Source organism: Mycobacterium botniense, from assembly GCF_010723305.1.
GTDB classification, from domain to species: Bacteria; Actinomycetota; Actinomycetes; order Mycobacteriales; family Mycobacteriaceae; genus Mycobacterium; species Mycobacterium botniense.
On sequence record NZ_BLKW01000002.1, the window covers coordinates 1048240 to 1074975 of the forward strand.

Consider the following 26736-nt stretch of genomic DNA (forward strand, 5'->3'; position numbering starts at 1 on the left):
GGAAGCTCCGGGCCGCGCTAGCGGATCGCGCCGACGATATCGCCGGACATGGCAGCCAGTTCCGCTTTCCAGGAGCCCCAGCCGTTGTCCCCGCCGCCCGGGAAGTCGAAGTGGCCGTTGTGCCCGCCGACGTTGCGGTACTGCTGGTAAAACATCCGGCTGTTCCCCATCGCCTCTCCGGCTTGGCCGATCATGGCGGCGGGATCGCTGGCGGCCATGTCGGTGGGGCTGAAGACCCAGATCCGGCTGTTGTTCTGCGCCAGCAGCGCGGCGTGCACGTAGGGGTCGTGCCACTTCCACCGGCCCAGCTGCGGCGCGCCCCACATGCCGTACGAATCCACCCCGCCGAACTGCGCCATGCCGGCAGTGATGGCGCCGTTGGTGGTGGTGTTCGACGGGTACAGGAAGCCCGACATCGAACCGGCGTAGCCGAATCGGTCGGGGTGGAAGCAGGCCAGCGCCATCGCCGCGTAGCCCCCCTGCGAGGCACCCACAACGGCGTGGCCGCCGGGCGCCAGTCCTTTGTTGGCCGCCAGCCAGTCAGGTAGCTCGCTGGACAGGAAGGTTTCCCACTGCTTGCTGCCGTCTTGTTCCCAGTTGGTGTACATGCTGTAGGCGCCGCCCGCCGGTGCCACCACCGAAATGCCTTTGCCGGCAAGGGTGTTCATCGCGTTACCCGCGGTCACCCAGTTGCTGACATCTGGGGCGGCGTTGAACGCGTCCAGCAGGTACACCGCATGGGGCCCACCCGCCATGAAGCTCACCGGGATGTCGCGGCCCATCGAGGGCGACGGCACCATCAGGTTTTCGACACTGGCCGCGTGAGTCGAGCCGATGTGAGTCGCGGCAATCGCGCCCAATCCCGCCGTCAGCGCGACCGTCCACAGCACGCGTAGCAGCACCGACACACCCCTCATTTCCACCTCACTCGTCTCTGGCTCGCCGGCCCGGCAACCCCATCTCGCAAGGTAGTGAACCACACCACCGCTAAGAGGATGCCGAAAATGGCTCACGGCGACGACCGCTGGGATCATCGCCGTGAGCCGGATCTGCGGACATCCGCGCAATGCGGGACTACGTGGTGGACTACGTGGTGGTGGGAGTAGCGCCCACGGTCTGCTGGATGTCGGATTTCATGGCCACAAGCTGCTGGTTCCAATAGGACCAGGTGTGCGTCCCGTTATCCGGGAAATTGAATACCGCGTTGTGCCCGCCGGCCGCGATGTATGCGTCCTGGAAGGCGATATTGCTTTTCCGCACGAAGCCCTCGAGAAACTTGGCAGGCAGGTCAGCGCCGCCCAACTCCGTCGGAGTGCCGTTACCGCAGTAGACCCACAACCGGGTGTTGTTGGCGACCAGTTTGCCGACATTGACCGTCGGGTCGTTGCGCTGCCATGCGGGATCCTCTTTCGGCCCCCACATGTCGGCGGCCTTGTAGCCGCCGGCGTCACCCATCGCCAGACCGATCAGCGAGGGGGCCATCCCAGCGGAGGGGTTCAGATAGCCCGACAGCGACGAAGCGTAAATGAACTGCTGCGGGTGGTACATTGCCAGCACCATCGACGACGAGCCGGCCATGGACAGGCCCACCACGGCGCTGCCCGTCGGCTTCACTTGCTTGTTGGCCTGCAGCCATTGGGGCAGCTCGCTTGTCAAGAAGGTTTCCCACTTGTAGGTCTGGCAGCCCGCCTTCCCACACGCCGGCTTGTACCAGTCGCTGTAGAAGCTGGACTGCCCGCCCACCGGCATGATCATCGACAGGCCCGATTGGTAGTACTCCTCGAAGGCCGGGGTGTTGATGTCCCAGCCGTTGTAGTCGTCTTGGGCGCGCAGGCCGTCGAGCATGTACAGCGCGGGCGAGTTGGGCCCGCCGCTTTGGAACTGGACCTTGATATCGCGAGCCATCGACGGCGACGGGACCATCAGATATTCAACCGGCAGGCCGGGCCGGGAGAACGCGCCGGCAGTCGCGTATCCTCCCAGGACACCGATCAGCCCCGGCAGCAGGACCGCCCCGAGGAGCCCGACCACGAGACGGCGCGGCATGTCTGATACCGCGCCGCGAAACCTGTCCACCAACTTCATCCTTGCTTCCTCATCCTCCAGGCCTAGTCACTTGTCAGGTCCGACTGCCCGCGACCGGCGCGGCAGTGCTCGTGTAGTCAACCACATGTATCTGGGGCCGCTCTCCTCGAGTAGGCCGTGTGGCCTCTGTGGGCCGAGTTCTCGGCGAGCCGCCCACGCCGGGTCTGCCGCCGCTGCTGCGCGGGCCGGCCGCTGTCAGGGACCGGTCGCCGGCAGACCCGTATAGCCGGTGGCGCCCCCGTCGCGCACCTCCAGCCCGCACCTGATGAGCTCGTAGAGCGGAACCCGGTCGATTCGGTACGTGGTGAATTGGTAGGCGTGCAGCAGGTTTGACAGAAACCGATGGAAGGTCATCGGGGCGCGCACCGAATTGAGCACCGCCGCCGTCGCCGGGCATTGCAGCGCCGCCCGCGCTTGGTCCACCCACGCGGGATCCAGGTAGGGCGGCACACCCACGAACGGGCCCTCGGCGATGGCCCAATCCGGAAACAGGTTTTTGTCATGGCCGATGCGGCCGTGTTTCAGGCGCGCCGTGTGCGCCGCCAGTGGATTCGCCAGGCCGATCTGATCGATCACCCGCACGTCGAGGCCCACATTCATGCCGACCATGCCGATATTGGTGAAAAATACTGTGTGAGGACCTTTTTCGGTTGAACGCTGACTGGGTGCAGTTCCCCGGCGTGGCGGCGGGGCCGCCGGCACGACATCCCATTGGGTGTAGTTGCCCGACGGCAACAGCAGCGCCCCGGCGGGTGTGTTGTTGAGCGTCTCCACAATCGCGCGCATCCGCGGGTAATTCAGGTAATCGGCAGCGGTCAGCGGGTGCGCGTGCCCGGTCGCCTGCGCGTAAAAACGGCGCTCATCGACGATCCCCGAGTAGGTGACCCGGGTGGCGTCGTCGCCCATGCCCGGTGAGTTCGCGGCCCACAGCGACCAGCCCGCGATCGCCACCCACAGCGCGCTCACCGTGCCTGTTAACCAATAGCCGGTTTCCCGCGTGAATGTCGTGTCGGCGGGCGACACCACAGGAATAACCGCAACCGGTGCCAGCAAACAAAACAGGGGTGCCAGCAACACGCGGCCGTGCATAAAATCGCCGCCTTGCCGGATCCAGTACAGCGCCTGCAACACCCCGCTGACCAGCATGAAGACCACCACCGCCGCGGGGTTGTGCACCGCGCGGGCGAGTAGGCCGTAACCGGGCGACAACAGTTGTCGGGTCGACCCTGGCCGGGGCCGGCCGATCACCAGCAGCGCACCCATCGCGCACATCAACACCGCCGGCACCCACAGCGCGTAGGGCCGGTTGAAATTGGCCAGATAGATCATGCCCTGCGCCCATTTGTCGCCGGCGGCGTCCTTGGCCAGCGCGGTGCCGGGCACCAGCAACGCGTAATAGCCCATCCGAAAGATCTCGCAGGCAACCGGAAGCAGCCCGCCGGCCGCCACGACGAGAACCCGCCGGCGCCAGCCCTGAGCGGCTACCAGCATCATGATGAGCGCCAGCCCGCCGATCAGCGCCAGTTCCGGGCGCACCAGCACGCTCAGGCCCGCGACAAAAGCCAGTGCGGCGGTGAATGCCGGGCCCTCCGGACGGGCCCGCGGCGCCTGCGACCAACACACCATCATCCACCACAGCAAGCCCAGATAGGCCAGCACCAGCCCGTTCTCCAAACCGGATGTCGCGAAGTCGCGTGCGGGGGGGATCGCGAGATAAACCAGCGTCCCGGCCGGCAGCAACACCGCGCGACGGCCCTGCAAGCTGGGAGCGTAGAGGCGGGCCGCGCCCAGCATGACCAACACCATGCCCAGCACCGACAGCACCAACGCCAGCACCAGCGCCACGTACTCCAGCCGCATGGGTCCGCCGACCCAGCCGCCTGCATACAGCAATAAAGTCCACACTGTGGAGGTGTTCGCCTCCACCCGCTCGCCGGCGTTGAACACCGGTCCATTGCCGGCCAGCAGGTTGCGCACTGTGCGGAGCACGATGAGCCCGTCGTCGGCGATCCAGCGTCGTTGCCAGGCTCCCCAGCCGAACAGCACCGCGACCACCGCAACACTCACCCAGAGGCTCACCCGTGCCGTGGTCTGGTAGGGAAATAACGGCCGGCTCGCCGGCCCGGCTGCGGGTCGGCGGGCCGTGAGCGTGGTCTTGGGACTCGGACTAGCCGAACGCAACAGCAACACCGAGAGTTCCGATCCAGGCCAGGAACAACAGCTGGAGCACCCGATCACGCAGGGCGATGTCTTCCGGTTCGCCGGCGAGACCCCCGTCGACGTCGACCGCATACCGCAGGACGGCGATGGTGAATGGGACCATCGACACCGCAAACCAGGAGCCTGAGGAGCCGCCGCGCTCGAACGCCCACAGCCCGTAGCACATCACCAGCGCGGTGGCCGACATCGTCCAGACGAAGCGCAGATAGGTGCTGGTGTAGCTTTCCAGCGCTTTGCGGATCTTGGCGCCTGTCCGTTCGGCCAGTTGCAGCTCGGCATAACGCTTTCCGGCCACCATGAACAGTGACCCGAACGCCATCATCAACAAAAACCACTGCGACAAGTGGATGTCGGTGGCCGCGCCGCCGGCGATGGCACGAAGCAAATACGCCGATGACACGACGCAAATATCAATCACTGCTTGGTGTTTGAGCCCGTAGCAATACGCCAGCTGCATCCCGACGTAGACGGCCATCACCAGCGCCAGGTTCGGGGTCAGCCACCACGCGATCGCAAGCGACGCAACGCCGAGCACCGCGGCGAGGCTATAGGCCAGCCACTCGGGGACCACGCCCGCGGCGATCGGCCGGAAACGCTTGGTGGGGTGCTCCCGATCGGCCTCGATATCACGGACATCGTTGATCAGATACACCGACGACGCGGCCAGACAGAACGCCGCGAACGCGACACACACATCGGCCAGCACCGCGGCGTAGTCGTAGTGAACATCGGCACTCCACGCGGCCAGCGGCGCAGCCAGCACCAGGACGTTTTTGATCCACTGCCGCGGGCGGACCGCTTTGACCACCCCGACGATCAGGTTCGCGGGTGGTCCGGTCACCGGCACCACGTCCTCACTCATGGGGCACACTCACCGTCGTGCCGGCGTCCCGTCGTTCAGCCGCCCCCCGCAGCCGTAACCGGCCCGCGTCGCCGGGCAGCCGCCGGTCCAACCCGATGGCAAACGCCGCGACACAGGCACCCACCGCAGCGCCCGCGGCGACATCGCTGGGATAGTGCACCCCGAGCACAATGCGGGACAGCGCCATCGGCGGCACCAGCGCGATAGCCAGCGGCGTCCCGCTGATCCGGCCCAGTAAAAGCGCCGCCGCAGTGGTGGAGCTGGCGTGCGCAGACGGGAAGCTCAGCCGGCTTGGGGTGCCCACGTTCACCGCGACCGCCGGATGCTGCGGGCGCGGACGCCGCACCACCCGTTTGACCAGCACCGCCGCGGCGTGCGCGGTGAACGCTCCGGCTCCGGCGAGCAGCCAGGCCCGCGCGCGCTGCGGATGGGTGAGGCTGCCCAGCAGCGACACCACCAGCCAACCGATACCGTGTTCGCCGAAATACGACAACCCACGTGCCAGCGCCAGCACACCGGGACGGCCGGCCAGTGCCGACTGGATCGCGACCACCGCGGTGAGTTCACCGTGTGGCGCCGACGGCTCAGGCATGTTCGGGCGCTTTGTCTGTCGCGGGCAGCAGCACCGTCTCCCACTTCTGCGTGCTCGACAGCACCGGTAACGCGTCACGGTAGATCCGGCGCATCTCACCGAACCTGCTGGCCACCTTGCGCTGACGGCGCAGCGACTGCCACAGCAGCGAGAACATCGTGGCCCGGTCGCGTTGCCGGTAGACCACACCGCGGCCGTCGGCAGTCGTGACGGTCGCACCGTCGAGGGTGCACAGCCTGAACCAGCGCGCATCTTGGGTCGGCACATTCAGCTGAGGTCGCCGATGGTGCGCCGGGTCGGCCCTGGTGAGATTGTGCAGCGCCCCCCGGGCCAGCCGGTAGCCGATCGCCCACAGCCCTACCGGCGGGTTCATTGGTTTGTTCTGCTGCGACGGCGGCGGCAGCTCGCTCGCGGCGGGCAACACAATCGCGTCCGGGTAGGCGTTGCGGATGCGGTGCACTTCCGGCAACGCGGTTTCGAGTATCGAAAACAGGTGCTCGGGGCCCGCGAGAAAGTCGTCAATCGCTTTATTCTGAATAGCCACCGTCGAATATTCCAGGCAGGCAAGGTGTTTGAGCGTCGCCTTGAGATGGCTGCGTAACAAGCCGAGAACGTCGCCGTCCCAGTGCATGGCGGCCACCACCAGCCGGTTACGCAGGTGGAAGTAGGCCTGCCAGTCGATGGCGTCGTCTTTGTCGCTCCACGCCATGTGCCATATCGCGGCCCCGGGCAGCGTCACGGTGGGATAGCCGTGCTCGGCGGCACGCAGCCCGTAGTCAGCGTCGTCCCATTTGATGAACAGCGGCAACGGCTGGCCCAGTTCCTCGGCGACCTGGCGCGGGATCATGCACGTCCACCAGCCGTTGTAGTCGACGTCGATGCGCCGGTGTAGCAGGTTGCTCCGAGGGTTGTTGTCGCTCAACGGATACTTAGCGAAGTCGTGGTCGTATTCGGCGTGCGGCGCCGCGGTCCACATGAAGTTCGACCGGTCCACCACCTCGCCCATGATGTGCAGGTGCGAAGGTTCCTGCAGGTTGAGCATCTGGCCGCCGACCAGCATGGGCGCCTTGGCGAAGCGGTGCATCGCCAGCACACGAAGGATCGAATCCGGCTCGATGCGGATGTCGTCGTCCATGAACAAGATCTGCTGACAGTCGGTGTTTTTCAGCGCCTCGTACATCACGCGGCTGTATCCGCCGGAACCGCCCAAATTGGGTTGATCGTGAATGGACAGCCGATCGCCCAACGGGGCGGCAGCGGCCGCGAAGTCGGGGTGGTCACGAACCTTCATACTGCCCTGGTCCGGTACGATCACCGCGCCAATTACCTTGTCCACCAATGGATCTGATGTCAGTTCCCGCAGGGCGTTGACACAGTCTGCGGGCCGGTTGAAGGTCGGGATTCCCACCGCGATGTTGGCCACGCCCGGCGCCGGTTCGGTCGCATACCACCCTGCGTTGTGCACGGTGACGTCGCTGTCGGTGGTGATGTCGAACCAGATCCAGCCGCCGTCCTCAAACGGCGCCAGGCTCATCTCGAACTCCAGGATCGTGGACACGTCCGGGGTGGTGATGAATCGGCGGCCCTCGATGAAGATTCGCGCCCCGGTGGCCTTGGTGCGGTACACGTCAACGCGTCCCGCGCCGGTCAGCTCGATCCGTAACACCACGGACTTGCAGGTCGTCCAGCGGCGCCAATAGCTGGCCGGAAAGGCGTTGAAATAGGTGGCGAACGACACCTCGGACTCCGCGCTGATCTCCAGTGTCGTGCGTGTCACCGCCCGCGCGCGCCGGGTGTTGGTGCGTGACTCTTCCAGGTAGAGCTTGCGCACGTCCAGGGGCTCGCCCGGGCGCGGCAAGATGACACGGGCCAGCAAACTGACGGCGGCGCCGGTCACGTCGAGCCGCTTTCATATCGCGGCCGCGCTGAGGCGCGCCCGCTCCCGATAGCGCCGGACCCGCCCCCGTTCTGCGGCCCCACGGGTCGGTCCTCCAGCGGCACACCGTCGCGGAAGTAGGGGGCGAGAACGTTGTCGTACATGTTCAGCGCGCTGGCGATGGCCATATGCATGTCCAGATACTGATAGGTGCCGAGCCGTCCGCCGAACAATACCTTCGATGACACCGTCTCGGCTTTCGCCCGAGCCCGATACGCAGCCAGCAGTGCTCGATCACCTTCGGTGTTGATCGGATAGTACGGCTCGTCATCGTCGCCGGCGAATCGGGAGTACTCGCGCATGATCACCGTCTTGTCCGTCGGATAGTCCCGCTCGGGATGGAAGTGACGGAACTCGTGGATGCGAGTGTAGGGTACGTCCAGGTCGTTGTAGTTCATTACTGACGTACCTTGGAAGTCGCCGATTGGTAGCACTTCGACCTCGAAATCCAATGTGCGCCAGCCTAGATGACCTTCAACGTAGTCGAAGTAGCGGTCGAGCGGACCGGTGTAGACGACCGGGGCTTGCGGACTGGCCGCCCGCAGCTCCTCACGAACATCGAACCAGTCGGTGTTCAGCCTGACCTCGATGCGCTCGTCTGCGGCCATGTTCTGACACCACGCCGTATAGCCGTTGACGGGCAGTCCCTCGTAAGTGTCGTTGAAGTAGCGGTTGTCAAACGTGTACCGCACCGGCAGTCGGGTGATGTTGGACGCCGGTAGCTCCTTGGGATCGGTCTGCCACTGTTTGGTGGTGTAGCCCTTGATGAATGCCTCGTAGAGCGGACGCCCGATCAGCGAGATCGCCTTCTCCTCGAAGTTCTTCGCCTCGGCGGTGTCGATCTCGGCCGCCTGTTCGGCGATCAGCCGGCGCGCTTCGCTGGGACTGTAGTACCTGCCGAAGAACTGGCACACCAGTCCCAGCCCCATCGGGAATTGATAGGCCTGCCCGTTGTGCATTGCGAACACGCGGTGCTGATAGCCGGTGAATTCGGTGAATTGCCGCACGTAATCCCACACCCGCTGGTTTGAGGTGTGGAAGAGGTGGGCCCCGTATTTGTGGACTTCGATACCGGTCTGCGGCTCGACCTCCGAGTAGGCGTTGCCACCGATATGAGGTCGTTTCTCGACGATGAGCACACGCTTGTCCAGCTGTGTGGCGACGCGCTCGGCTACCGTCAGGCCGAAGAATCCGGAACCGACGACAAACAGGTCATAACGAGCGGTCATCGGTTGCCTAGGGTATCTGACCACGCGGGTGCAGCCTGCTTGGCCGGGTCGGCCCAGTTCCTGAGATTTGCCGCCGCGAGCCTCCGGCGGAAGGTCGCAATTGCCTCACGATTCGATATAGCCACACCAGTATCAGATGTCACGTCAGTACCATCAGTCACGTGGGTTGTCTGTCGTGCTACCGGGCAGCGCAACCGCACCACACACATAGTCCAGTTAGAGGAGACTTCCGTGCCTAACCGACGCCGGCGCAAGTTCTCGACAGCTGTCAGTGCGGTCGCCGCTCTGGCAGTCGCGACTCCTTGTGCGTACTACGTTGTTGACGAATCGATGGCGGGTGACAAACCTGAGCACCACGAATTCGTTCGGGCGGCGGTGGCGACCGACCTGCCCAGCGAATTGATGTCGGCGCTGTCGCAGGGGCTGTCACAGTTTGGCATCAACCTGCCGCCGGTACCCAGCCTTTCGGGGACATCGACCACCTCCGGGCTGGCGCCTGCCGGCATGCCGGCCACCACCCCCGGCTTGACCACACCGGGTCTCACCTCGCCCGGGTTGACCTCGCCGGGCACGACCGCGCCGGGTCTCACCTCGCCCGGGTTGACCCCGCCCGGCACCACCGCGCCGTCGGCCACCGGTCCGTCGCTGACCGACCCCTCACTGACGAATCCGGGCCTGACGAATCCGACGGTGACCAGCCCCAACGGGGCATCGCCGGCCAACCCGGCCGGGGCCACACCGGGGTTGGCCACCCCCGGGACCACACCAGGGCTGACCACCCCGGTCGCCGGCGGCGCCGGACTGACGACGCCGGGCCTGACCAGTCCCAGCGAAGTACCGATCACAACCCCGGTCGGATTGGATCCGGGAGCCGACGGGACCTACCCGATACTTGGCGATCCCTCGCTGGGTGCGGCAGCGCCGTCAACCGCCCCGTCGTCTGGCGGGCTGATCAGCGATGTCATGAACACCGCCAACCAGTTGGGCGCCAGCCAGGCCATCGACCTGATCAAAGGCATGGTGATGCCGTCGATCATGCAGGCCGTGCAAAACGCTCGCCCGGCTGCGGCACCGCCCGCGCCTCCGCCACCGGCACCACCCGCCTAAAGCGCAGAGACCTGTCACCCCGACGGCACCGCAGAGCGGCGCCGGACTCGGCCCCGACCACCAGTCCGGCACCACAAAGCCTGCGGTGCCGCCCCAGGTCGTCGCTCGTATGTGGACTTTCTTCATATAAGTCCGTGTCGAAACATTTATAACAATTACCACATACGTACCATCGGCACGTGCCGTGCCGTCGTCCGACCCCGACGATGCTGTTCACCGCCATCGCGGCGACCGTCGTGACCCTGCTGTGGGCCAGTGACCCGGTACCTCCCCACCGTGACGAAACCACCGCGGTGGGGCGCACTCAGCTCCGTGAGCACCCGTTGGCCGGTCTTGGTGGCGGTGACACGATCCGTGAAATCAGCCAACGGACACCGTTTTCCATGGTTGCGCTGACCGGCGATGACCTGACCGGGACCTTCGTGCGGGTGCGCGCCAAGCATGCGGACGGGTCGTGGGGGCCATGGTATGCGACCGAGACCATGGAAACGGGACGCGACGGCGCTACCCGCAAATCACATGGCACTGAACCGGTGTTCGTGGGCCGCACCACAACGGTGCAGGTCGCGGTCACACGCCCGGCCGGCGCACCGGTGACATCGGCGGCACCGCATCATGCATCGAGCCGCTCTGGACTGGGGTACCGGCCGGCAACGGCTGAACAGCCGCTCGCACAGAATATTTCCGCCGTCTTGATTTCGCCGCCGCAAGCACCGGTGGATACTCAGTGGACCCCGCCGAGCGCCGCCCTGGCACCGGGTCAGCCGCCGACCATCATCAGCCGCGCCCAATGGGGTGCCAACGAATCGTTGCGATGCGGAAACGTGTTGTACAGCAACGGTATTCGAGCAGCTGTGGTCCACCACACCGCAGGCGGCAACGACTACGCTCCAGAGGATTCGGCGGCGATCGTGCAGGCTATCTACGCCTACCACACCAAGACTCTGGGCTGGTGTGACATCGCGTACAACGCGCTTGTCGACAAATACGGGCAAGTCTTCGAGGGCAGAGCCGGCGGAATCGTGAATGCGGTGGAGGGATCCCATACCGGGGGATTCAACCGCAACACCTGGGGTGTGGCGTTGATCGGCGAATTCGACGAGGTGCCGCCAACTCCGGTCCAAGTTCGTACGGTGGGTCGGCTCCTGGGGTGGCGGTTGGGCAAGGATGGTGTCGACCCCAAGGGCACGGTGACCCTGGATTCGGCGGGCGGCCCCTACACGAAGTTCCCGGCAGGTGCCACCACGACCCTGCCGACGATATTCACCCACCGTGACGTGGGCTATACCGACTGCCCCGGTGATGCCGTCTACGCGCTTCTGGACAAGATCCGTGATACCGCTGCGCGTTTCAACGCGCCACTCGGCACCGAGGAGTTGGCCGCCTCGCTGGAAGGGGGCGCGATCTACCAGCGCTGGCAAGCCATGGGCGGCCTGAACAGTGCGCTGGGGGCACCAACCTCGCCAGAAGCCAGCGGAGCGGGCTCGGCACGCTATGTCACATTTCAAAAGGGCGCAATCTACTGGTCGCCCGAAACCGGAGCGCAGCCCATCACCGGCGCGATTTATGATGCGTGGGCATCGCTGGGGTACGAGCGCGGTGCGCTCGGATTGCCCACCAGCGGCGAAATTCAGGAGCCGCAATGGGTGAAGCAGAATTTCCAGCACGGCACACTGAATGTCGACCGGCTGGACGGCACCGTCAGCCGGGTGATGGATGGGGTAGCGCAGGTGTTGCCGCCGCCGTCCCCTAGCGGCCCTCCGGTGCAGCTGGAGCGATTCTCGCCACCGATCGGTTGATGTGCGAGGCCGGGCTGCGCCGTGCCTGGTTGCACCGTTATGCCCACCAGCGTTCCAGCACCCGCGCCACTCCGTCGTCGGTGTTGGGGGCGGTAACCTCGTCGGCCGCGGCCAACGCCTCGGGATGGGCGTTGCCCATCGCCACTCCATGCCCGGCGCGTAACAGCATCGGCACGTCGTTGGGCATGTCCCCAAATGCCACCACTTCTTCATCGGTGATGCCCAGCGGAGAGGCGATCTCCTCGACGCCGGTCGCCTTATTGACTCCCGCCGGCACGATCTCCACCAGTCCATTGTCGGTGGAATAAGTGATATCGCCCTGGATACCGATGTACTTGGCTAATTCGGCTGCCATCTCGGCACTGCGGGCACCGGGTTTCCGGATCAACAGTTTGACCGCGGGCGCGCTGAGTAAGTCTCTAATTGACACCTCGGTGTTATCCGGGTTAAGCCAAGCGTGCTCGTAGCCCGGTGAACTGACGAACTGAGGCGTGGCCGTGTCGTGCACGCTGCCGCCGACACGCTCGACAGCCAGCCCGGCGCCTGGTATCACCCGCGTCGCGACCTCCGCCAGCTCGCCGAGGGTCTCGACCGGCAGGGTGCGCACCGACACGATTCGATCGGCAGCGGAGTCGTAGATGACTGCCCCGTTGGCGCACACGGCCATTGGTGCGAAGCCAAGCGCGTCGACGACCGGCCACACCCAGCGGGGTGGGCGGCCCGTCGCCAGGATGAACCGCGCACCGGCTGCGACCGCGGCGTGCACGGCGTGGCGAGTGCGAGGACTGATGGTGTCATCATCGTTGAGCAGAGTGCCATCCACGTCGCAGGCGATCAGTGCGGGCAGCGTCATCGGCCCGATCCCCGTGGGCCGCTCGTCGGAGCCGTCACTCGGACATGCCTCTGCCTACCGTTTTCACCGGCTGGTCCTGCCCTGTTTCCGGGCCCGCTCGGCTAATTCGGCGGCACGCAGGCCCTTCGAGTCTTCCGGAGTCGGCGCACCGCCCCCCAGCCGCCGTGGCACCCAGTACGCCCCCGCAGGGTGCGGATATTCCTCTTGGACTCGATACAGCAACGAATTCATCCGTTCCCGCAACATGGCGTTGACTTGGTCGACACCACCCGACGGCCACAGCGGTGCACCGGCCGCGACGGTGATCGGAACATTGGCGCGAATCAGGTTCTTCGGATGGTCTTTAGCCCAAATCCGCTGCGCACCCCAGACAATTAAGGGAACTATCGGTACGCGGGCCTCCAGCGCCATACGCGCCGCGCCGGTTTTGAACGGTCTCAGCTCAAAACTCCGGCTGATCGTAGCCTCGGGATGCAACCCGACGAGTTCGCCCTCCTTGAGCCGCTGCACTGCAGCCGCATATGCGTCAGCGCCGACACTGCGGTCAACCGGAATGAGTTTGGCATGCCGGATCACGTAATTGACTGCCCACACCTCCCGCATTTCCGCTTTGATCATGAATCTCAAACGCCGCCGTCGCCGGTAGGCGGCGATCGAAGCGGGGAGCCAGTCCACATAGCTGGTGTGGTTCAGTGCGACCACGGCGCCGCCGCGGTCGGGAATGTTCTCTAGGCCCTCATACGTGATTGTGATCCCGTTGGCCGCGACTATCGGCGGGACGATGATTTCCATCATGCGAAAAAATGGCTCTGCCATAACGGTTTTCCCCCGTTCGCTGCTGCTGCCCAACTGCCTTAGCTGAACCGTTGCTGTGTGATCGTGGTTGTGCACCAGTGTCATCGCACGATTCATTTCCACTGCTCGCCGGCGTCACATGTGCGCCAACATCACTGATAGGTGCTGTCCCGGTGTTTCGCCGACGCGGTGCGCCGATCCGGCGGGCAAACTGCATCCGCCTAAGCCGCCCCGGCTGATGATTGCGCGGCGCCCGTTCCCGCTCGGCGCGTTGTCCTGCGCGCTCGACGATTTCGGCTTGGTCGAGCGCGTTAGCCTCCTCCGGTGTCGGTGCGCCACCGCCAAGTCGGCGCGGCACCCAGTATGCACCGGCCGGGTGCGGGTATGACTCTTGTGTCTCGTGCAACAACGTGGTCATCGCCTCGCGCAGGGCCGTCTGGGTTTGGTCTAGCGTGGCGGCGGCGTATAGCGGCTTTCCAATGTTAACGATGATTGGAATATTGTTTCTTCCTAGTGATTTTGGGTGATCTTTAGTCCAAATACGTTGAGCTCCCCATACTATGAGCGGAATGATCGGCACGTCGGCTTCGTGAGCCATCCGGGCCGCGCCACTCTTGAACTCCCGCAACTCGAAACTGCGGCTGATGGTGCCCTCTGGATGCACGCCGATGAGTTCTCCCTCACGCAGGCGCTGAACAGCGATCGCGTAAGCATCGGCTCCGGCGTTGCGGTCCACCGGGATGAGCTTGACGTGCTTGATCACAAAGTTAATCGACCGCACATGCTGTAACTCGGCTTTGATCAGGAACCGCAGACGTCGGCCTCGGTTGACCGCCGCATACGCCGCCGGAATCCAGTCCAGATAGCTGGTGTGGTTCATCGCGACCACCGCGCCACCGTGTTGCGGAATGTTTTCTTGGCCAAGAAACGTGATCCGTGCCCCGGTGGCGGCGACAGCCGCCTTGACCAGAATCTCGATGATGCGAAACACCGGCTCGGCCATTCCCGCTACTCCCCTCGTCCAGCCCACCCCGACCCGGACTTTTGCTGTGTGTGGTGCGCGGCCCGCGCCGCGAACTCCGCAGCGTCCATCCGGGCCGCTTCGGCTAAAGTCGGCGCACTGCCGCCCAGCCGATGCGGCACCCACCACACCCCGGGCGGATGCGGATACTCCTGCTGAACCCGGTGCAGCAAAGCGGTCATCGACTCACGAAGTGCGGCGTTCGTCTGTTCTACGCCTTCGGCGGCGCACATCGGTGCACCAACCGCAACCGCAATTGGTATTTTTTTGCGGCCCAAGTTTTTTGGGTGATCTTTCGTCCAGATCCGGTGCGCGCCCCACACGATGAGAGGAATGATCGGGACTCGTGCCTCCGCAGCCATGCGGGCCGCGCCCGTCTTGAACGGTTTCAGTTCAAAGCTGCGGCTGATCGTGGCCTCAGGATAGACCCCACAAGTTCCCCCTCCCGCAGCCGCTGCACAGCCACGGCATATGCGTCGGCGCCCGCACTGCGGTCCACCGGAATCGTCTTGGTGTGCTTGATCAGGTAATTCACCAGCTTCACTTGCTGCATCTCAGCCTTGATCATGAATCGCAGCCGTCGGCGCCGCTGATATGTGGCCAGTGCAGCCGGTAAAAAGTCGACATAGCTGGTGTGGTTGATCGCGATCACGGCGCCGCCATGGGCGGGAATGTGTTCCACGCCGCTGAAGCTGAGGGGGCTTCCGGAGGCCGCGACGACTACCCGAGCCACAATCTCCAACGCGCGGAAAACCGGCTCCGCCATCCGCTGTTACTCCACGGCTCCGGCGGCACCACCCTGCTCCGCCCGGCGAGCTGCTCTTTCTGCAGCCTCCTGGGCGTCGAGTCGGGCTGCCTCCGCCAATGACGGCGCGCCTCCCCCCAGCCGGTGCGGCACCCAGAACTCCCCTGCCGGGTGCGGCCCGTAAGCCTCCTGCACCTTTTCGAGCAGATGCTGCATCCGGGCCCGCAGCAGCGCAGTCAGCTCGGAGGCCGGAAGTGTCGGGGCGATCGGCTCCCCGACGGCGACCGCGATGGGGACCTTTGGGCGAAACAGTTTCTTGGGATGGTCTTTGGTCCAGATCCGCTGAGCCCCCCACACGATGTGGGGGATGATGGGCACGTCCGCCGCCACAGCCATGCGGGCAGCTCCGCCCTTGAGTTCCTTGATTTCAAAACTGCGGCTGATCGTCGCCTCCGGATAGACACCGACCAGTTCACCGGCCTTGAGCAGCACGACCGCCGCGTCAAAGGCTGCGGCGCCGTTGTCACGGTCCACCGGGATGTGCCGGCATGCCCGCATGATCGGCCCGGCGACCTTGTGGTCGAAGACCTCCCGCTTGGCCATGAACCGCACTTTGCGCCCCAGCCCCTGCTGGTAGGCCGGCAACCCGGCGAAGGTGAAGTCGAAATAACTGGTGTGGTTGATGGCGATGACGGCCCCACCGCTGGCGGGCACATTCTCCACGCCGGTGACATGGAACTGTAAACCCTGCACTCGCCAGGTCAGGCGTGCGAGCTGGATGATCGTCGCATACACCGGCTCCACAGCGCCCAGCCTAATGCCCCGTCGGGAAGTCTTTCGGGCTCGGACGTGAGGCGGGGGTTCTGAGCAGTTCCCGCGGTTCTGCCCGGTTGCTGACCGGCCGTAGCACCAGTCCGCTCGCTAAGCTCAAAACGACGTTGCTGTCCTATCGTCCTACCCCTGCATGAAAGGTACGTGAAAGGTATTCGTGCAGCTCACCAGCATCGGCCATGCCGGATTTCTGATCCAGACCGCGGCGGGCAGCATCCTGTGCGACCCCTGGGTTAATCCGGCCTATTTCGCGTCGTGGTTCCCATTCCCGGACAACAGCACACTGGACTGGGCTGCCCTGGGTGACTGCGACTACCTCTACGTGTCACATCTGCATCGGGACCACTTCGACGCGAGGCTGCTGGCCGCGCACGTGAACAAGGATGCGGTGGTACTGCTGCCCGACTATCCGGTGCCCGACCTGCGAGACGAGCTGACCAAGCTGGGTTTCCACCGGTTTTTCGAGACCACCGACTCGGTCAAACATCGGCTCAGCGGACCTAAAGGCGAGCTTGAGGTGATGATCATCGCGTTGCGGAGCCCCGCTGACGGCCCGATCGGCGACTCGGCGCTGGTGGTCTCCGACGGCGAGACCACGGTTTTTAACATGAACGATGCCCGCCCCGTGGAGGTGGACATGCTGCCCGCCGAGTTCGGTCACATCGACGTGCACATGCTCCAGTACTCCGGGGCGATCTGGTACCCGATGGTCTACGACATGCCGGCGCGCGCCAAAAAGGCCTTCGGCACCCAAAAGCGGCAGCGTCAGATGGACCGCGCCCGCCAGTACATCGCACAGGTGGGGGCCACGTGGGTGGTGCCATCCGCCGGTCCGCCGTGTTTCTTGGATGCGGAGTTGCGCTACCTCAACGACGACCACGGAGATCCCGCCAATATCTTTCCCGACCAGATGGTCTTCCTGGAACAGATGCGTGCGCACGGCCACCACCGCGGCCTGCTCATGATTCCCGGTTCCACCGCCGACTTCACCGGTCCGGTATTGCACTCAGTGCATCACCCGCTGCCGCACGACCAGATTGAGGCCATGTTCACCACCGGCAAGGCGGCTTATCTCTCCGACTACGCCGACCGGATGGCCCCCGTCATCGCCGCGGAGAAGGCCAGTTGGGCCCCGGCGACCGGCGAGGCGCTGCTCAAGCCGCTGCGGGAACTGTTCGAGCCGATCATGTGGCAAAGCGACGAGATCTGCGACGGTGTGGGCTACCCAGTGGAACTGGTTATCGGTTCCGAGTCCATAGTTCTCGACTTTCCGAAACGAGCTGTGCGAGAACCGATTAACGGCGAGAAGTTTCGCTACGGCTTCGCTATCGCGCCGGAGTTGGTTCGCACTGTGCTGCGCGACAACGAACCAGACTGGGTCAACACCATTTTCCTGTCCACCCGCTTCAGGGCCTGGCGGGTCGGTGGTTACAACGAATACCTCTATACATTTTTCAAATGCCTTACCGGCGAACGGATCACGTATGCCAATGGCTGGTTCGCTGAAGCACATGATGACACTGCGTCGATCGCGTTGGACCGCTGGGAAGTTCAACGCCGCTGCCCACACCTGAAGGCTGACTTATCTAAATTCGGTGTGGTCGAAGGTAATACATTGACTTGCAACATGCATGGCTGGCAGTGGGATCTGGACACCGGCCGCTGTCTCACGGCACGCGGTCACGAGCTTCGGTGTTCACCGCTGTGAGCAAGGCGGCCAGGCGGTCCTACGACGACGGTCTCGTGCAGCTGGACGATCAAGCGATCACCCTGCGCCGCTACCACTTTCCCTCTGGCACAGCGAAAGTCATTCCACTGAACACTGTCCGCGGATACAGGGCTGAGCCACTGGGCCTGCTGCTGCACCGGTTCCGTATCTGGGGCAGCTCAGATCTGCGCCGCTGGCTGCCGTTAGACGTACGTCGACCGCTGAAATCGACGTTGATCACGCTGGACGTACCGGGAACCCGGCCAAGGCCCGCATTCACCCCGGCACATCCGGCCGAGTTTATCGCATTGCTCGACGAGCTGCTGGCTGGCCGGCAGCCGTGTTGATCCTCTTCGGGTCGGTCTTCCCGGTTTTTCTGCCCTATTGACAAATCAACGAATCGGCACTGAGATGGCGCGCGTGTTCTCACTGTTGGCGCATGGTTTGCTGGGCTTGACGGTGATCGGCGCGATCGTCGTGTCGAACTGCGCTGTTTTCGCCAGGCCAACTGAGGGACCGCGGTTTTCGATGCTTGAGTGTGCATACTATTGCGTCGGTATCGCCTCGATCGTGCTGGGTTGGTATTTCAACATATGTTTCGTGCGTGATTACTCGTCTGGGGACGGCAATCCGATCTGGGGGCCCGGAAGTTGGTCGGATTACATCAGGCTGCTGTTCACCAATCCAGCCGCCAGCTCCGCCGGCCAGGACTATACGATCGCGAACGTGGTTCTGCTGCCAATGTTTAGCATTGTCGACGGCTACCGTCACGGTGTGCGGCGTCCATGGCTGTACTTTGTGTGCAGCTTGTTCACCAGTTTTACATTTGCCTTCGCGTTCTACTTCGCCACCATCGAACGACAGCGTCGTCACCGGCGGTTGAGCGCTCAGGTTCCGGGCTGACCGCAGCGCTCAGTGCGTGGGCTCCAGCAGTTCGGTGCCCACGTAGGGGACGAGTGCGTCGGGGATCCGCACACTGCCGTCGGGTTGTTGGTGATTCTCCAGTATCGCCACCAGCCAGCGGGTGGTGGCCAAGGTGCCGTTGAGTGTTGCAGCGATGTGCGGCTTTCCGTTGGGATCGCGGTAGCGCGTCGCCAGCCGGCGTGCCTGAAAGGTGGTGCAGTTCGACGTGGACGTCAGTTCGCGGTAGGTGCCTTGTGTCGGCAGCCAGGCCTCGCAGTCGAACTTCCGAGCCGCTGAGGAACCGAGATCGCCTGCGGCCACGTCGATTACCCGATAGGGCACCTCGACCTTGGCTAACATTTCGCGTTGCCAGTGCAGCAATCGTTCATGCTCGGTTTCAGCGTGGGCGGGCATGCAGTAGACGAACGCTTCCACCTTGTCGAACTGATGCACCCGGATGATGCCGCGCGTGTCTTTGCCGTGGCTGCCGGCCTCACGCCGAAAGCACGACGACCAGCCCACATAGCGCAGGGGCCCGGCGGACAGGTCAAGGATTTCGTCTGCGTGGTAGCCGGCCAGGGGAACTTCGGAAGTACCGACCAAATAAAGGTCGTCAGACTCCACGCGGTACACCTCTTCGGCGTGGGCGCCGAGAAACCCGGTACCGGACATCACCTCGGGACGCACCAGCACCGGCGGGATCATCGCGATGAACCCGTTGTCGACGGCCAACCGCATCGCCAGCTGCAAGAGCCCCAGCTGCAGCAGCGCACCCCGGCCCGTCAGGAAATAAAACCGCGAGCCGGACACTTTGGCACCGCGCTGCATGTCGATGAGCCCCAGTGCCTCACCGAGTTCGACATGGTCACGCGGGTTTTCGACGGCGGCGGGCTCACCGACGACATCCAGGACGCGATAGTCGTCTTCCCCGCCGGGGGGCACGTCGTCGAGGATGACGTTCGGGATCGCCAGATGGGCCGCAGTGAACGCCGCCTCGGCCTGCGCCTGAGCGGCCTCGGCGGCCTTGACCTGTTCGGCCAGTTCCCTGGCCCGCGCTAGCAGTGCCGCACGCTCGTCGCCGGAGGCGGTACTCACGTTCTTGCTCGCAGCCTTCTGTTCGGCGCGCAGTGAGTCCGCCGTGGAGATCGCCGCCCGGCGGGCGGCATCAGCGGCCAGCAAGGCGTCCACCAGAGCGGGGTCTTCGCCGCGGCTGACCTGAGAACGCCGGACCGCGTCGGGGTTATCCCGCAGCAGCTTCAGGTCGATCACGACCTTTAACCTACTTTCGGTCGCCGGGGCCGAGCGTCGCCGGCCTGGCGCCCGGAGCCAGGATCCCACATGCAACAGCTTTCACGCCGGTCATGCAGCCTGTCAGAATGGAGCGGATGCCAGACGCAACCGACCAGGACGATTCACCGGCCGCCGCTCAACAGCCGCGGGCGGCACGGCGTCGGCTGCCCTCCTGGCATGCCCTGCGCGCCACGTCGACACGACGCACCCTGCTGCTGACCGCCCTGGGTGGCCTGCTCATTGCCGGCGTGGTCACCGCGGTGCCGAGCGGCGACACCGGTCCGGGGCGGCTGGTGGGTTACATGGTCGCTAACCCGGTGCCCAGCACCGGCGTCAAGAGCAACGAAGCTTTCAACCGCGCCACCAGCGGCGACTGTCTGATGTGGCCGGAGAACCTGCCCGAGGCGGCCAGTATCGTCGAGTGCAAAGACGAACACCGTTTCGAGGTCGCCGAGTCCATCGATATGCGGACCTTCCCGGGCTCGGAGTACGGTCCCGATTCGGCGCCGCCGTCAGCTGCTCGTATCGAGCAGATCAGCCAGGAGCAGTGCGAGGCTGCGGTCCGGCGCTACCTGGGAAACCACTACGACCCCAACAGCAAGTTCAGCATCAGTATGCTGTGGTCGGGTGACCGCGCCTGGCGCCAGTCTGGTGACCGCCGCGTGCTGTGCGGCCTGCAACTGCCCGGCCCCAACAACCAACAGGCCGCTTTCCAGGGCCGGGTCGCCAACCTTGATCAATCGAAGGTCTGGCCGGCGGGAACTTGTCTCGGTATCGACCCTGCTACCAACCAACCCACCGATACCCCGGTCGACTGCGCAGGACCGCATGCCATGGAGGTCACCGGCAGTGTCAACCTCGCCGAGAGATTCCCCGGCGCGCTGCCCCCTGAACCTGAGCAGGACACTTTTATCAAAGACTCGTGCACCCGGCTGACAGAGGCTTACCTTGCCCCGGTCCAGTTGCGCAACACCACGCTGACGCTGACCTATAACACCGTCTCGCTGCCCAGCTGGGCGGCCGGTAGCCGGGAAGTTTCCTGCAGTATCGGCGCGACCCTGGGCAACGGTGGCTGGGCGACATTGCTCAACAGCGCCAAGGGTCCGCTGCTGATCAATGGCCAGCCACCCATCCCGCCGCCGGAGATCCCCCCAAGAGCGGCTCAACCCGCCGCCGATCCCGGTGCCCCCCGTGCCGCTGAGCCAGGGCACCTCGACGGCATCGACCGGGCAACGGCCGGGCAACCAGCACCTGCCGCACCAACCTGCCGAGCCGGCTCCGCAGTCGCCGCCGCAGCCGGCGCCCGCCGTACCGCCATCTCCGGGTGCTGAAGCGCCACCACCGGCGGCTGCGGGTGGCGAACCCCCACCGCCGCCTCCCCCGGCGCCGATGGAAGCCCCACCGGCCCCGCCACCGCCGGCTCCGGCCGCACCCGCACCAGGAGCATGATCCGATGGCCGTGCGGATGGACCCGGGGCGGTTCGACGAACTGGTTTCCCACGCACTGGACCTGATCCCGCAGGAGCTCGCCGCGGCTATGGACAACGTCGTCGTTCTCGTCGCCGAGCGCCACCCCGAAGAACCTGACCTGCTCGGACTGTACGACGGGGTAGCGCTGACCGAACGCGACTCCAGCTACGCCGGCGCGCTACCGGATACGATCACGATCTACCGGGAAGCGCTGCTGGACGCCTGTCATTCCGATGCCGAGGTTGTCGAGCAGGTGATGATCACGGTGATCCACGAGGTTGCTCACCACTTCGGGATCGACGACGACCGGCTGGAGGAACTCGGCTGGGCCTGACAATGACTGGCAATCGATGGGCGTGGCATCGACGGGTTTGTCCGCGCCGGGTGCTAAGAACAGCCCATGGGTACCAGCTGCCGCGGTTGTCGTGAAGACTTGGCTCACTGCCACGGCACCGTCATTCGCCATGCGCTGCGCCGACCGGAGTGCACTGACGACGGCTGCGACGACCCCGAGCTGATTCCGCACACCTTTGTGATCGAGTGCGACATGGTCGGCTGCGGGTGCGGTGAACCGGTCGCGCTGGCCGCCGGTATGTGATCTCGAAGGTGCCCGGCCAGCGTGGTGCCGCGAGCTGCTCAGGCCATCGGGTCGGTGTTGCAGCGCACCGCGTCGGCGATTGGAGCCGGCGCGGGCTCGGGGGAGAACGGCGGCGACAGCTCACCCCAGCGCACACAACTCCATCGGCCGTCGGTGATGGGGATCAGCACCACCGATTCAGTGTTGCCGAGATGGTGATCCAGCACGAACCCGCCGTCCACGCCGGCCAGCGCAGCGGCCGCCAGCCGGATCGCCGCACCGTGGCTCACGACGATGATGTCGCCGGTCCAGTCATGGTCGTCGAGGTAACGGATGCGCAGATCGGTGAGCACCGGCAGGTAGCGGTCCAACACGTCGCGCCCGGTTTCCCCCCCGGGTAGCGGCACCTCCAGTTCACCGTGATGCCACCGCTGGTAGATCGCGTTGAACTCGGCAACCGCTTCGTCGTCGTTGCGGTTTTCCAATTCCCCGACCTGCACTTCGTGGATGCCGGCGACTTCGCGGATCGGCACCCCCAGTTCGGCGCCGATCACCGCGGCGGTCTCCGCGGCTCGGGCCGCGACCGAATGGATCACCATCGCGGGCCGCGGCGAACGGGTACGCGCAAATATACGGGCCTGATCCCGACCCAGAGGTGTCAAGCTGGTTCCTGGCGGTAACGTGTCCAGCCGGCGCTCCAGGTTGCCGTAGGACTGGGCGTGCCGCACCAGCACCAAACGACCGCTCATTGCGCGGTGCCTCCGGCGGGATCCGGTTTTCCTTCCCGTAACCGGGCCAGCCAGCGGGCTGCTTCGTCGCACGGCGGTGGTTGTGCGCCCGCTAGTACACCGGTGGGCCAAGAACCGAGGTATCGCACATCGGCACAACGGCGGTGCAAGGCTTTAAGTGCCTCGGCAACCGCGTCGTCGTCGATATGGCCGACACAGTCCAGGAAAAACATGTAGGCGCCCAGTTCGGTGCGGGTGGGCCGAGACTCGATCCGGGTCAGGTCGATTCCGCGGATGCCGAACTCGCTCAGCGCAGCGACCAGGGCCCCGGGCGTATTGTGGATCCGCAACACGACCGACGTCCGGTCGGCCCCCGTTCGGGGCGGCGGCGGCCCGGGCGGGCCGACCAGCAGGAAGCGGGTGCGGGCGTTGGGTTCATCGACGACGCCGTCGGCCAGCGCCGTTAACCCGCAGTGGTGGGCGGCCAGCGCTGAACTGACCGCGGCGTCGACCTGGCCATCGGCGACCTGCTGCGCAGCGTCCGCATTGGAGTTCGCCGGCCGCAGCTCCGCGACCGGCAGATGGGTGGCCAGCCAGTGCCGCACCTGCGCGGCCGCCATGGGAAAAGCAGCGACCGTGCGAACGTCGGCGACGGTCCGGCCGGGCTTGACGACGATGCTGAACGCCACATCCAGCGTTGTCTCGGCGAACACTTGCAGCGGCGAACCCATGGCCAGGCTGTCCAGGGTGGGCACCACAGGCCCTTCGATCGAGTTCTCGATGGGCACGCACGCGTAATCGACTACGCCGTCACGAACAGCGTCGAGTGCGGCAGGCGTGCTTTCGCTGGGCACACGCCGCACGGTAGCGGGGCCGTGGTCGGGGACCATGCCTGCGGCCGCCAGCTGCAGCAGCGCCGCTTCGGTGAACGTTCCTTCCGGGCCGAGATACGCGATGCGGACCACGACCAAACAGTAACCGGGTCGACAGAATTGCGCTGGTGCGCAGCAGAGTTTGTGTTAGCTCTGTCCGATTGACGCAGCCGGTGGCTGCCCGCTTGGCAATGCGTCGCTTAGCCGGGCGCCGCTCACGCGGACCATTGGGGCGGCTACCGTGTCGGGCGTGACCGCGCTGCCCGGTGAACCCGAAATGCCGCCGGCGCCGCGCCGGACGCTGGGCATCGAGGTCGCCGTTGTGCTGGGCGTCACCTTCGGCGTCAGCGCCCTCACCGCGATCCTGCAGCTCATCGATGAGGTTCTGCGTAATCTGGGCGCGCAGCGGATCCCGATCAACCCGCGACGCTCCTACTTTGACCTGATCGATCTCGGGCTGAACCTCGCGGTCATCGCACAACTGGTCGCCTGGGGTGCTCTGGGGGTGTATCTGCTGTGGCGTAGCGGTGTGAGTCCGGCGCGAATCGGGCTGGGGCGGATCCGCTGGCGGGCCGATGTGCTGGGCGGCACTGGTCTGGCCGCCGTGGTCGGCCTGCCCGGATTAGCCGGCTATCTCGCGGCGCGGACGGTGGGGATTAACGCCTCCGTCATTCCCTCCGGCCTGGGCCCGACCTGGTGGCGGGTGCCGGTGCTGGTTGGGATGGCGTTCGCCGACGGCTGGGCGGAAGAGGTGCTCGTGGTCGGCTATCTGCTGACCCGGCTTGGGCAGCTGGGCATCCGCCCTGGCGTCGCACTGGCCTGCTCAAGTGTGCTGCGCGGTGTTTACCACCTCTACCAAGGGTTTGGTGCCGGGCTGGGTAACTGCGCGATGGGGCTGGTGTTCGGGTATGTGTGGCGCCGCACCGGCCGACTCTGGCCGCTGGTGATCGCGCATGGTCTCATCGACACTGTCGCGTTCGTCGGTTATGCACTCCTGGCCGGTCATCTGGGCTGGCTACGCTGAAACGCCCGGCTCCGGTCCTGGCCGCCGTCATGTGCTGCCCGTCGCCGCCATCGGGGTGCGGCACTGTGGGGTGCACTGTGCGGTGAGACATCGCTGCCGCGGATCGTCACCGGCTCGCCGTCGACCCGTTCTGCAGCCAGGCCTTGGTCCGCCCGGGGTAGTGAGTGGCGATCCAGGCCACTCCAAGATCCCGGCAGAAGGTGACGTCGTCGAACGTATCGACATTCCAACAGTACAGAGCCCGGCCCTGCGCCGCGGCACGGTCGACGAGTTCCGGATGGTCACGCAGCGTGGTGATCGACGGCCCGACGGCGGTGGCACCGACCGCGGTCGCTGCGCTACTGGCCAGATACCAGGCGGCGCGCCCGAGCAACACCGTCGGCAGCAGCGGTGCCGCGCGGCGAATCCGCCAGACCGCGGCCGCCGAAAACGACATCACCACGGCCCGGGATCGGTCGGCGGAGGCCGGCGCGGCAATACCGAACCGGTGCAGCAGCGCTAACACCTTGCTTTCCACCAGTGCGCCGTACCGGACAGGATGTTTGGTTTCGATGAAGATCTTCACCGGACGCCGCCAGTCCAGGACCAGCGCGACGAGGGCGTCCAGCGTCAACAGGCTCGTATCACCATGAGCACCGTCGGGGCGCCAGCTGACATGCCACGCGCCGTATTCCAATTCGCGCAACTGGGCCAACGTCATCGTGCTGACCAAGCCGGCACCGGTCGATGTGCGGTCCAGGCGACGGTCATGGACGCACACCAAGTGACCGTCGCGGGTCAGCCGTACATCGCATTCCACCCCGTCAGCCCCCTCTTTGAGGGCAAGGTCATAGGCCGCGAGGGTATGTTCCGGCCGAGCTGCCGATGCCCCACGATGAGCGACCACAAAAGGGTGCCCGGTCAGCACCCTATCGGCCGACGTCATACCCCTATGCTGCCGGTTCCCGGCCCTGCAGCTCAACCGTGGCGGCGGGGGACAGGGAGCCCTGCCCGTCCACGGGCACCACCACCCACCGATGCGCAGGCCGTTCAATCGGTTTGCGCTCAAACCCATCGAACACTCGCACGAGAGTCGCCAGTGTCGCCGCCGCCAGCAGATAGCCGAGCGTCATCGCGACAGTGTTATTCGCGATTCCCTGCGCGTCGTGGGCCCGACTGGTCGCGATAGCAAAAACCGATACCCCGGTGCTGGCGATCCACACGATCCACCACATCAGGATCGGCCTCCGTAACCGGGCATAGAGCTTTTCGAGCATGGCCAGCTCGATGACGTACACCGGGGCCCACGCCAGGTTCACCAGCGGGACCAGGCAGCCCGCCCACAAACTCCAGCCGGGGCGCGGCTCGTGCCGGCCATAGTGCATGAACGCGGCGGCTCGCCGCGCAATCAGCCATCGGATCAACACCACGGCGCACGCGATCACCGCTGCGATCGCCGCCAGGCTCACTCCTACTCCAAGCCAGACCGCAGCCGCAGCCACCAGCGGGTTCAGCAATGTGTTGCGATTGATGACCAGCAACACGTATCGCACCACATACACCAGTGCGGCGATGGCGAACACCACGAGGGTGGCGAACAAGGTCGTATGTACCGTCGTCGCCGGCGGCCCCTGCCGTACCGGTGACGCCCGCTGCTGGGCGGCTTCGCCGACCTGATCGGCCAGACTCCACCGCGGTATGACGGTGTAGCGCGGAGTGGGCCCAAGAGGTTTGCGTGGCGGCCGCCGCGGCGGCGGAGCACCCGGACGCACCGCGATCCACCGGTAGCCCGGTGGCAGCTGCGGCGCTGGACGCTGGCTGGCGGTGACCGGCGCCTGGGTCGGTCCCTGTGCGCTCCACCGCGGGTCGGCCTCCGGCAACGGCGCCAGTAGCGCGCCGCGGCAGCGGGGACACCACATGCGCTGGCGGTCGCGCACATTCCACCGCGTGCCGCACTGAGAGCACACTTGGATCACCCGCTCAGCCTAACGGCGGCCGGTCTTCGCACGCATCGCGCGTGGATCACGGTCGCCTCCAGACTGGCAGCTCCGCCGCAGTTCGTCGGCTTTTCGGAGATCGGCTTGGCGCTCTCGGCGGTCGGTCGCGGCCC

At 65.4% G+C, this 26736-nt stretch carries 22 protein-coding genes and 4 pseudogenes; 9 read left to right on the forward strand and 17 right to left on the reverse strand.

Translation table 11 applies throughout. The features are described 5' to 3' along the window. Positions 1-17: 17 nt before the first annotated feature. The 7 genes and pseudogenes from G6N08_RS04985 to glf all read right to left on the reverse strand — a co-directional run. Positions 18-917 carry an esterase family protein gene (locus G6N08_RS04985; RefSeq protein WP_163754943.1) on the reverse strand — a complete coding sequence of 300 codons (900 nt, stop codon included), beginning with the start codon at positions 915-917 and terminating at the stop codon, positions 18-20. A 169-nt stretch (positions 918-1086) separates the two neighbouring features. Beyond that, positions 1087-2085, reverse strand: coding sequence for an esterase family protein (locus G6N08_RS04990; RefSeq protein ID WP_163754944.1), 999 nt, complete (start codon positions 2083-2085; stop codon positions 1087-1089). Positions 2086-2280: 195 nt separating this feature from the next. Beyond that, on the reverse strand, positions 2281-4269 hold the full coding sequence (gene aftB, locus G6N08_RS04995) for a terminal beta-(1->2)-arabinofuranosyltransferase (protein ID WP_371868996.1): 1989 nt from the start codon (positions 4267-4269) through the stop codon (positions 2281-2283). Beyond that, positions 4253-5167, reverse strand: a complete 915-nt coding sequence (locus G6N08_RS05000; RefSeq protein WP_163754946.1) for a decaprenyl-phosphate phosphoribosyltransferase — start codon at positions 5165-5167, stop codon at positions 4253-4255. The genes aftB and G6N08_RS05000 overlap by 17 nt, the downstream gene beginning before the upstream one ends. Next, positions 5160-5759, reverse strand: a complete 600-nt coding sequence (locus tag G6N08_RS05005) for a phosphatase PAP2 family protein (RefSeq protein ID WP_163754947.1) — start codon at positions 5757-5759, stop codon at positions 5160-5162. Before G6N08_RS05005 ends, G6N08_RS05000 begins: the two co-directional genes overlap by 8 nt. Beyond that, on the reverse strand, positions 5752-7656 hold the full coding sequence (locus G6N08_RS05010; protein WP_163754948.1) for a glycosyltransferase: 1905 nt from the start codon (positions 7654-7656) through the stop codon (positions 5752-5754). The genes G6N08_RS05005 and G6N08_RS05010 overlap by 8 nt, the downstream gene beginning before the upstream one ends. A gap of 95 nt (positions 7657-7751) precedes the next feature. Then, a pseudogene (gene glf, locus G6N08_RS05015) lies at positions 7752-8924 on the reverse strand (UDP-galactopyranose mutase); the annotation flags it as partial. 231 nt (positions 8925-9155) lie between these two features. On the opposite strand from glf, the gene G6N08_RS05020 reads away from it, so the two are divergent. Together G6N08_RS05020 and G6N08_RS05025 are read left to right on the forward strand one after the other, a co-directional pair. After that, on the forward strand, positions 9156-10031 hold the full coding sequence (locus G6N08_RS05020; protein WP_163754949.1) for a hypothetical protein: 876 nt from the start codon (positions 9156-9158) through the stop codon (positions 10029-10031). A 179-nt stretch (positions 10032-10210) separates the two neighbouring features. Then, the gene (locus tag G6N08_RS05025) at positions 10211-11830 is read left to right on the forward strand and encodes an N-acetylmuramoyl-L-alanine amidase (protein ID WP_371868956.1); all 1620 of its coding nucleotides are present in this window, start codon (positions 10211-10213) and stop codon (positions 11828-11830) included. 37 nt (positions 11831-11867) lie between these two features. Here the strand turns inward: G6N08_RS05025 and G6N08_RS05030 are convergent, their stop codons facing one another. The 5 genes and pseudogenes from G6N08_RS05030 to G6N08_RS05050 form a co-directional block, all read right to left on the reverse strand. Beyond that, positions 11868-12683, reverse strand: a complete 816-nt coding sequence (locus G6N08_RS05030) for an HAD family hydrolase (protein ID WP_371868957.1) — start codon at positions 12681-12683, stop codon at positions 11868-11870. A 63-nt stretch (positions 12684-12746) separates the two neighbouring features. Next, positions 12747-13499, reverse strand: a complete 753-nt coding sequence (locus G6N08_RS05035) for a lysophospholipid acyltransferase family protein (protein WP_163754950.1) — start codon at positions 13497-13499, stop codon at positions 12747-12749. A 235-nt stretch (positions 13500-13734) separates the two neighbouring features. Further along, positions 13735-14481 (reverse strand): annotated as a pseudogene (locus G6N08_RS05040) (lysophospholipid acyltransferase family protein); the annotation flags it as partial. 5 nt (positions 14482-14486) lie between these two features. After that, a pseudogene (locus G6N08_RS05045) lies at positions 14487-15265 on the reverse strand (lysophospholipid acyltransferase family protein). A 6-nt stretch (positions 15266-15271) separates the two neighbouring features. Beyond that, a complete protein-coding gene (locus tag G6N08_RS05050) occupies positions 15272-16048 on the reverse strand; it encodes a lysophospholipid acyltransferase family protein (protein WP_163754953.1) in 777 nt (258 codons plus the stop codon). A 184-nt stretch (positions 16049-16232) separates the two neighbouring features. On the opposite strand from G6N08_RS05050, the gene G6N08_RS05055 reads away from it, so the two are divergent. The 3 genes from G6N08_RS05055 to G6N08_RS05065 all read left to right on the forward strand — a co-directional run bounded on the left by G6N08_RS05055 (position 16233) and on the right by G6N08_RS05065 (position 18686). Next, positions 16233-17783, forward strand: coding sequence for a Rieske 2Fe-2S domain-containing protein (locus G6N08_RS05055; protein WP_163754954.1), 1551 nt, complete (start codon positions 16233-16235; stop codon positions 17781-17783). Then, positions 17780-18130, forward strand: a complete 351-nt coding sequence (locus G6N08_RS05060; RefSeq protein WP_163756714.1) for a hypothetical protein — start codon at positions 17780-17782, stop codon at positions 18128-18130. Before G6N08_RS05055 ends, G6N08_RS05060 begins: the two co-directional genes overlap by 4 nt. Before the next feature lie 73 nt (positions 18131-18203). Next, entirely contained in the window at positions 18204-18686 is a 483-nt protein-coding gene (locus tag G6N08_RS05065; RefSeq protein WP_163753133.1) for a DUF2834 domain-containing protein, read from the forward strand. A gap of 9 nt (positions 18687-18695) precedes the next feature. On the opposite strand, the gene serS is transcribed toward G6N08_RS05065, so the two are convergent. Beyond that, complete coding sequence (serS, locus tag G6N08_RS05070; RefSeq protein ID WP_163754955.1) at positions 18696-19955, reverse strand: serine--tRNA ligase; 1260 nt, start codon at positions 19953-19955, stop codon at positions 18696-18698. Positions 19956-20062: 107 nt separating this feature from the next. Between serS and G6N08_RS05075 the strand changes: the two are divergent. The 3 genes and pseudogenes from G6N08_RS05075 to G6N08_RS05085 all read left to right on the forward strand — a co-directional run bounded on the left by G6N08_RS05075 (position 20063) and on the right by G6N08_RS05085 (position 22044). Next, positions 20063-21425: pseudogene (locus G6N08_RS05075) on the forward strand (septum formation family protein). Between the two features lie 4 nt (positions 21426-21429). Beyond that, positions 21430-21780, forward strand: a complete 351-nt coding sequence (locus G6N08_RS05080) for a metallopeptidase family protein (protein ID WP_163754956.1) — start codon at positions 21430-21432, stop codon at positions 21778-21780. 66 nt (positions 21781-21846) lie between these two features. Beyond that, positions 21847-22044, forward strand: a complete 198-nt coding sequence (locus tag G6N08_RS05085) for a hypothetical protein (protein ID WP_163753127.1) — start codon at positions 21847-21849, stop codon at positions 22042-22044. 38 nt (positions 22045-22082) lie between these two features. Here G6N08_RS05085 and G6N08_RS05090 read toward each other — a convergent pair whose 3' ends face one another. Further along, a complete protein-coding gene (locus G6N08_RS05090; protein WP_163754957.1) occupies positions 22083-22772 on the reverse strand; it encodes a histidine phosphatase family protein in 690 nt (229 codons plus the stop codon). Next, positions 22769-23716, reverse strand: coding sequence for a prephenate dehydratase (gene pheA / locus G6N08_RS05095; RefSeq protein ID WP_163754959.1), 948 nt, complete (start codon positions 23714-23716; stop codon positions 22769-22771). Before pheA ends, G6N08_RS05090 begins: the two co-directional genes overlap by 4 nt. Before the next feature lie 184 nt (positions 23717-23900). Here pheA and G6N08_RS05100 point away from each other — a divergent pair, with 184 nt between their 5' ends. Next, positions 23901-24647, forward strand: coding sequence for a CPBP family intramembrane glutamic endopeptidase (locus G6N08_RS05100; protein ID WP_163753139.1), 747 nt, complete (start codon positions 23901-23903; stop codon positions 24645-24647). A 106-nt stretch (positions 24648-24753) separates the two neighbouring features. On the opposite strand, the gene G6N08_RS05105 is transcribed toward G6N08_RS05100, so the two are convergent. Together G6N08_RS05105 and G6N08_RS05110 are read right to left on the reverse strand one after the other, a co-directional pair. Continuing rightward, positions 24754-25572: a glycerophosphodiester phosphodiesterase gene (locus tag G6N08_RS05105; RefSeq protein ID WP_163754961.1), complete on the reverse strand. Its 819-nt coding sequence runs from the start codon at positions 25570-25572 to the stop codon at positions 24754-24756. A 4-nt stretch (positions 25573-25576) separates the two neighbouring features. Beyond that, positions 25577-26602, reverse strand: coding sequence for a DUF4328 domain-containing protein (locus G6N08_RS05110; protein WP_163753125.1), 1026 nt, complete (start codon positions 26600-26602; stop codon positions 25577-25579). Positions 26603-26736: the final 134 nt, after the last annotated feature.

What these genes read in the sequence shown, in the direction of transcription:
- G6N08_RS05080 (WP_163754956.1), top strand. Translation starts at nt 21,430, where the DNA reads ATGGCCGTGCGGATGGACCCGGGGCGGTTCGACGAACTGGTTTCCCAC.
- G6N08_RS04985 (WP_163754943.1), bottom strand. Translation starts at nt 917, where the DNA reads ATGAGGGGTGTGTCGGTGCTGCTACGCGTGCTGTGGACGGTCGCGCTG.
- G6N08_RS05090 (WP_163754957.1), bottom strand. Translation starts at nt 22,772, where the DNA reads ATGAGCGGTCGTTTGGTGCTGGTGCGGCACGCCCAGTCCTACGGCAAC.
- G6N08_RS04990 (WP_163754944.1), bottom strand. Translation starts at nt 2,085, where the DNA reads ATGAAGTTGGTGGACAGGTTTCGCGGCGCGGTATCAGACATGCCGCGC.
- G6N08_RS05085 (WP_163753127.1), top strand. Translation starts at nt 21,847, where the DNA reads ATGGGTACCAGCTGCCGCGGTTGTCGTGAAGACTTGGCTCACTGCCAC.
- G6N08_RS05005 (WP_163754947.1), bottom strand. Translation starts at nt 5,759, where the DNA reads ATGCCTGAGCCGTCGGCGCCACACGGTGAACTCACCGCGGTGGTCGCG.
- G6N08_RS05030 (WP_371868957.1), bottom strand. Translation starts at nt 12,683, where the DNA reads ATGACGCTGCCCGCACTGATCGCCTGCGACGTGGATGGCACTCTGCTC.
- G6N08_RS05000 (WP_163754946.1), bottom strand. Translation starts at nt 5,167, where the DNA reads ATGAGTGAGGACGTGGTGCCGGTGACCGGACCACCCGCGAACCTGATC.
- G6N08_RS05105 (WP_163754961.1), bottom strand. Translation starts at nt 25,572, where the DNA reads ATGACGTCGGCCGATAGGGTGCTGACCGGGCACCCTTTTGTGGTCGCT.
- G6N08_RS05035 (WP_163754950.1), bottom strand. Translation starts at nt 13,499, where the DNA reads ATGGCAGAGCCATTTTTTCGCATGATGGAAATCATCGTCCCGCCGATA.
- G6N08_RS05100 (WP_163753139.1), top strand. Translation starts at nt 23,901, where the DNA reads ATGCCGCCGGCGCCGCGCCGGACGCTGGGCATCGAGGTCGCCGTTGTG.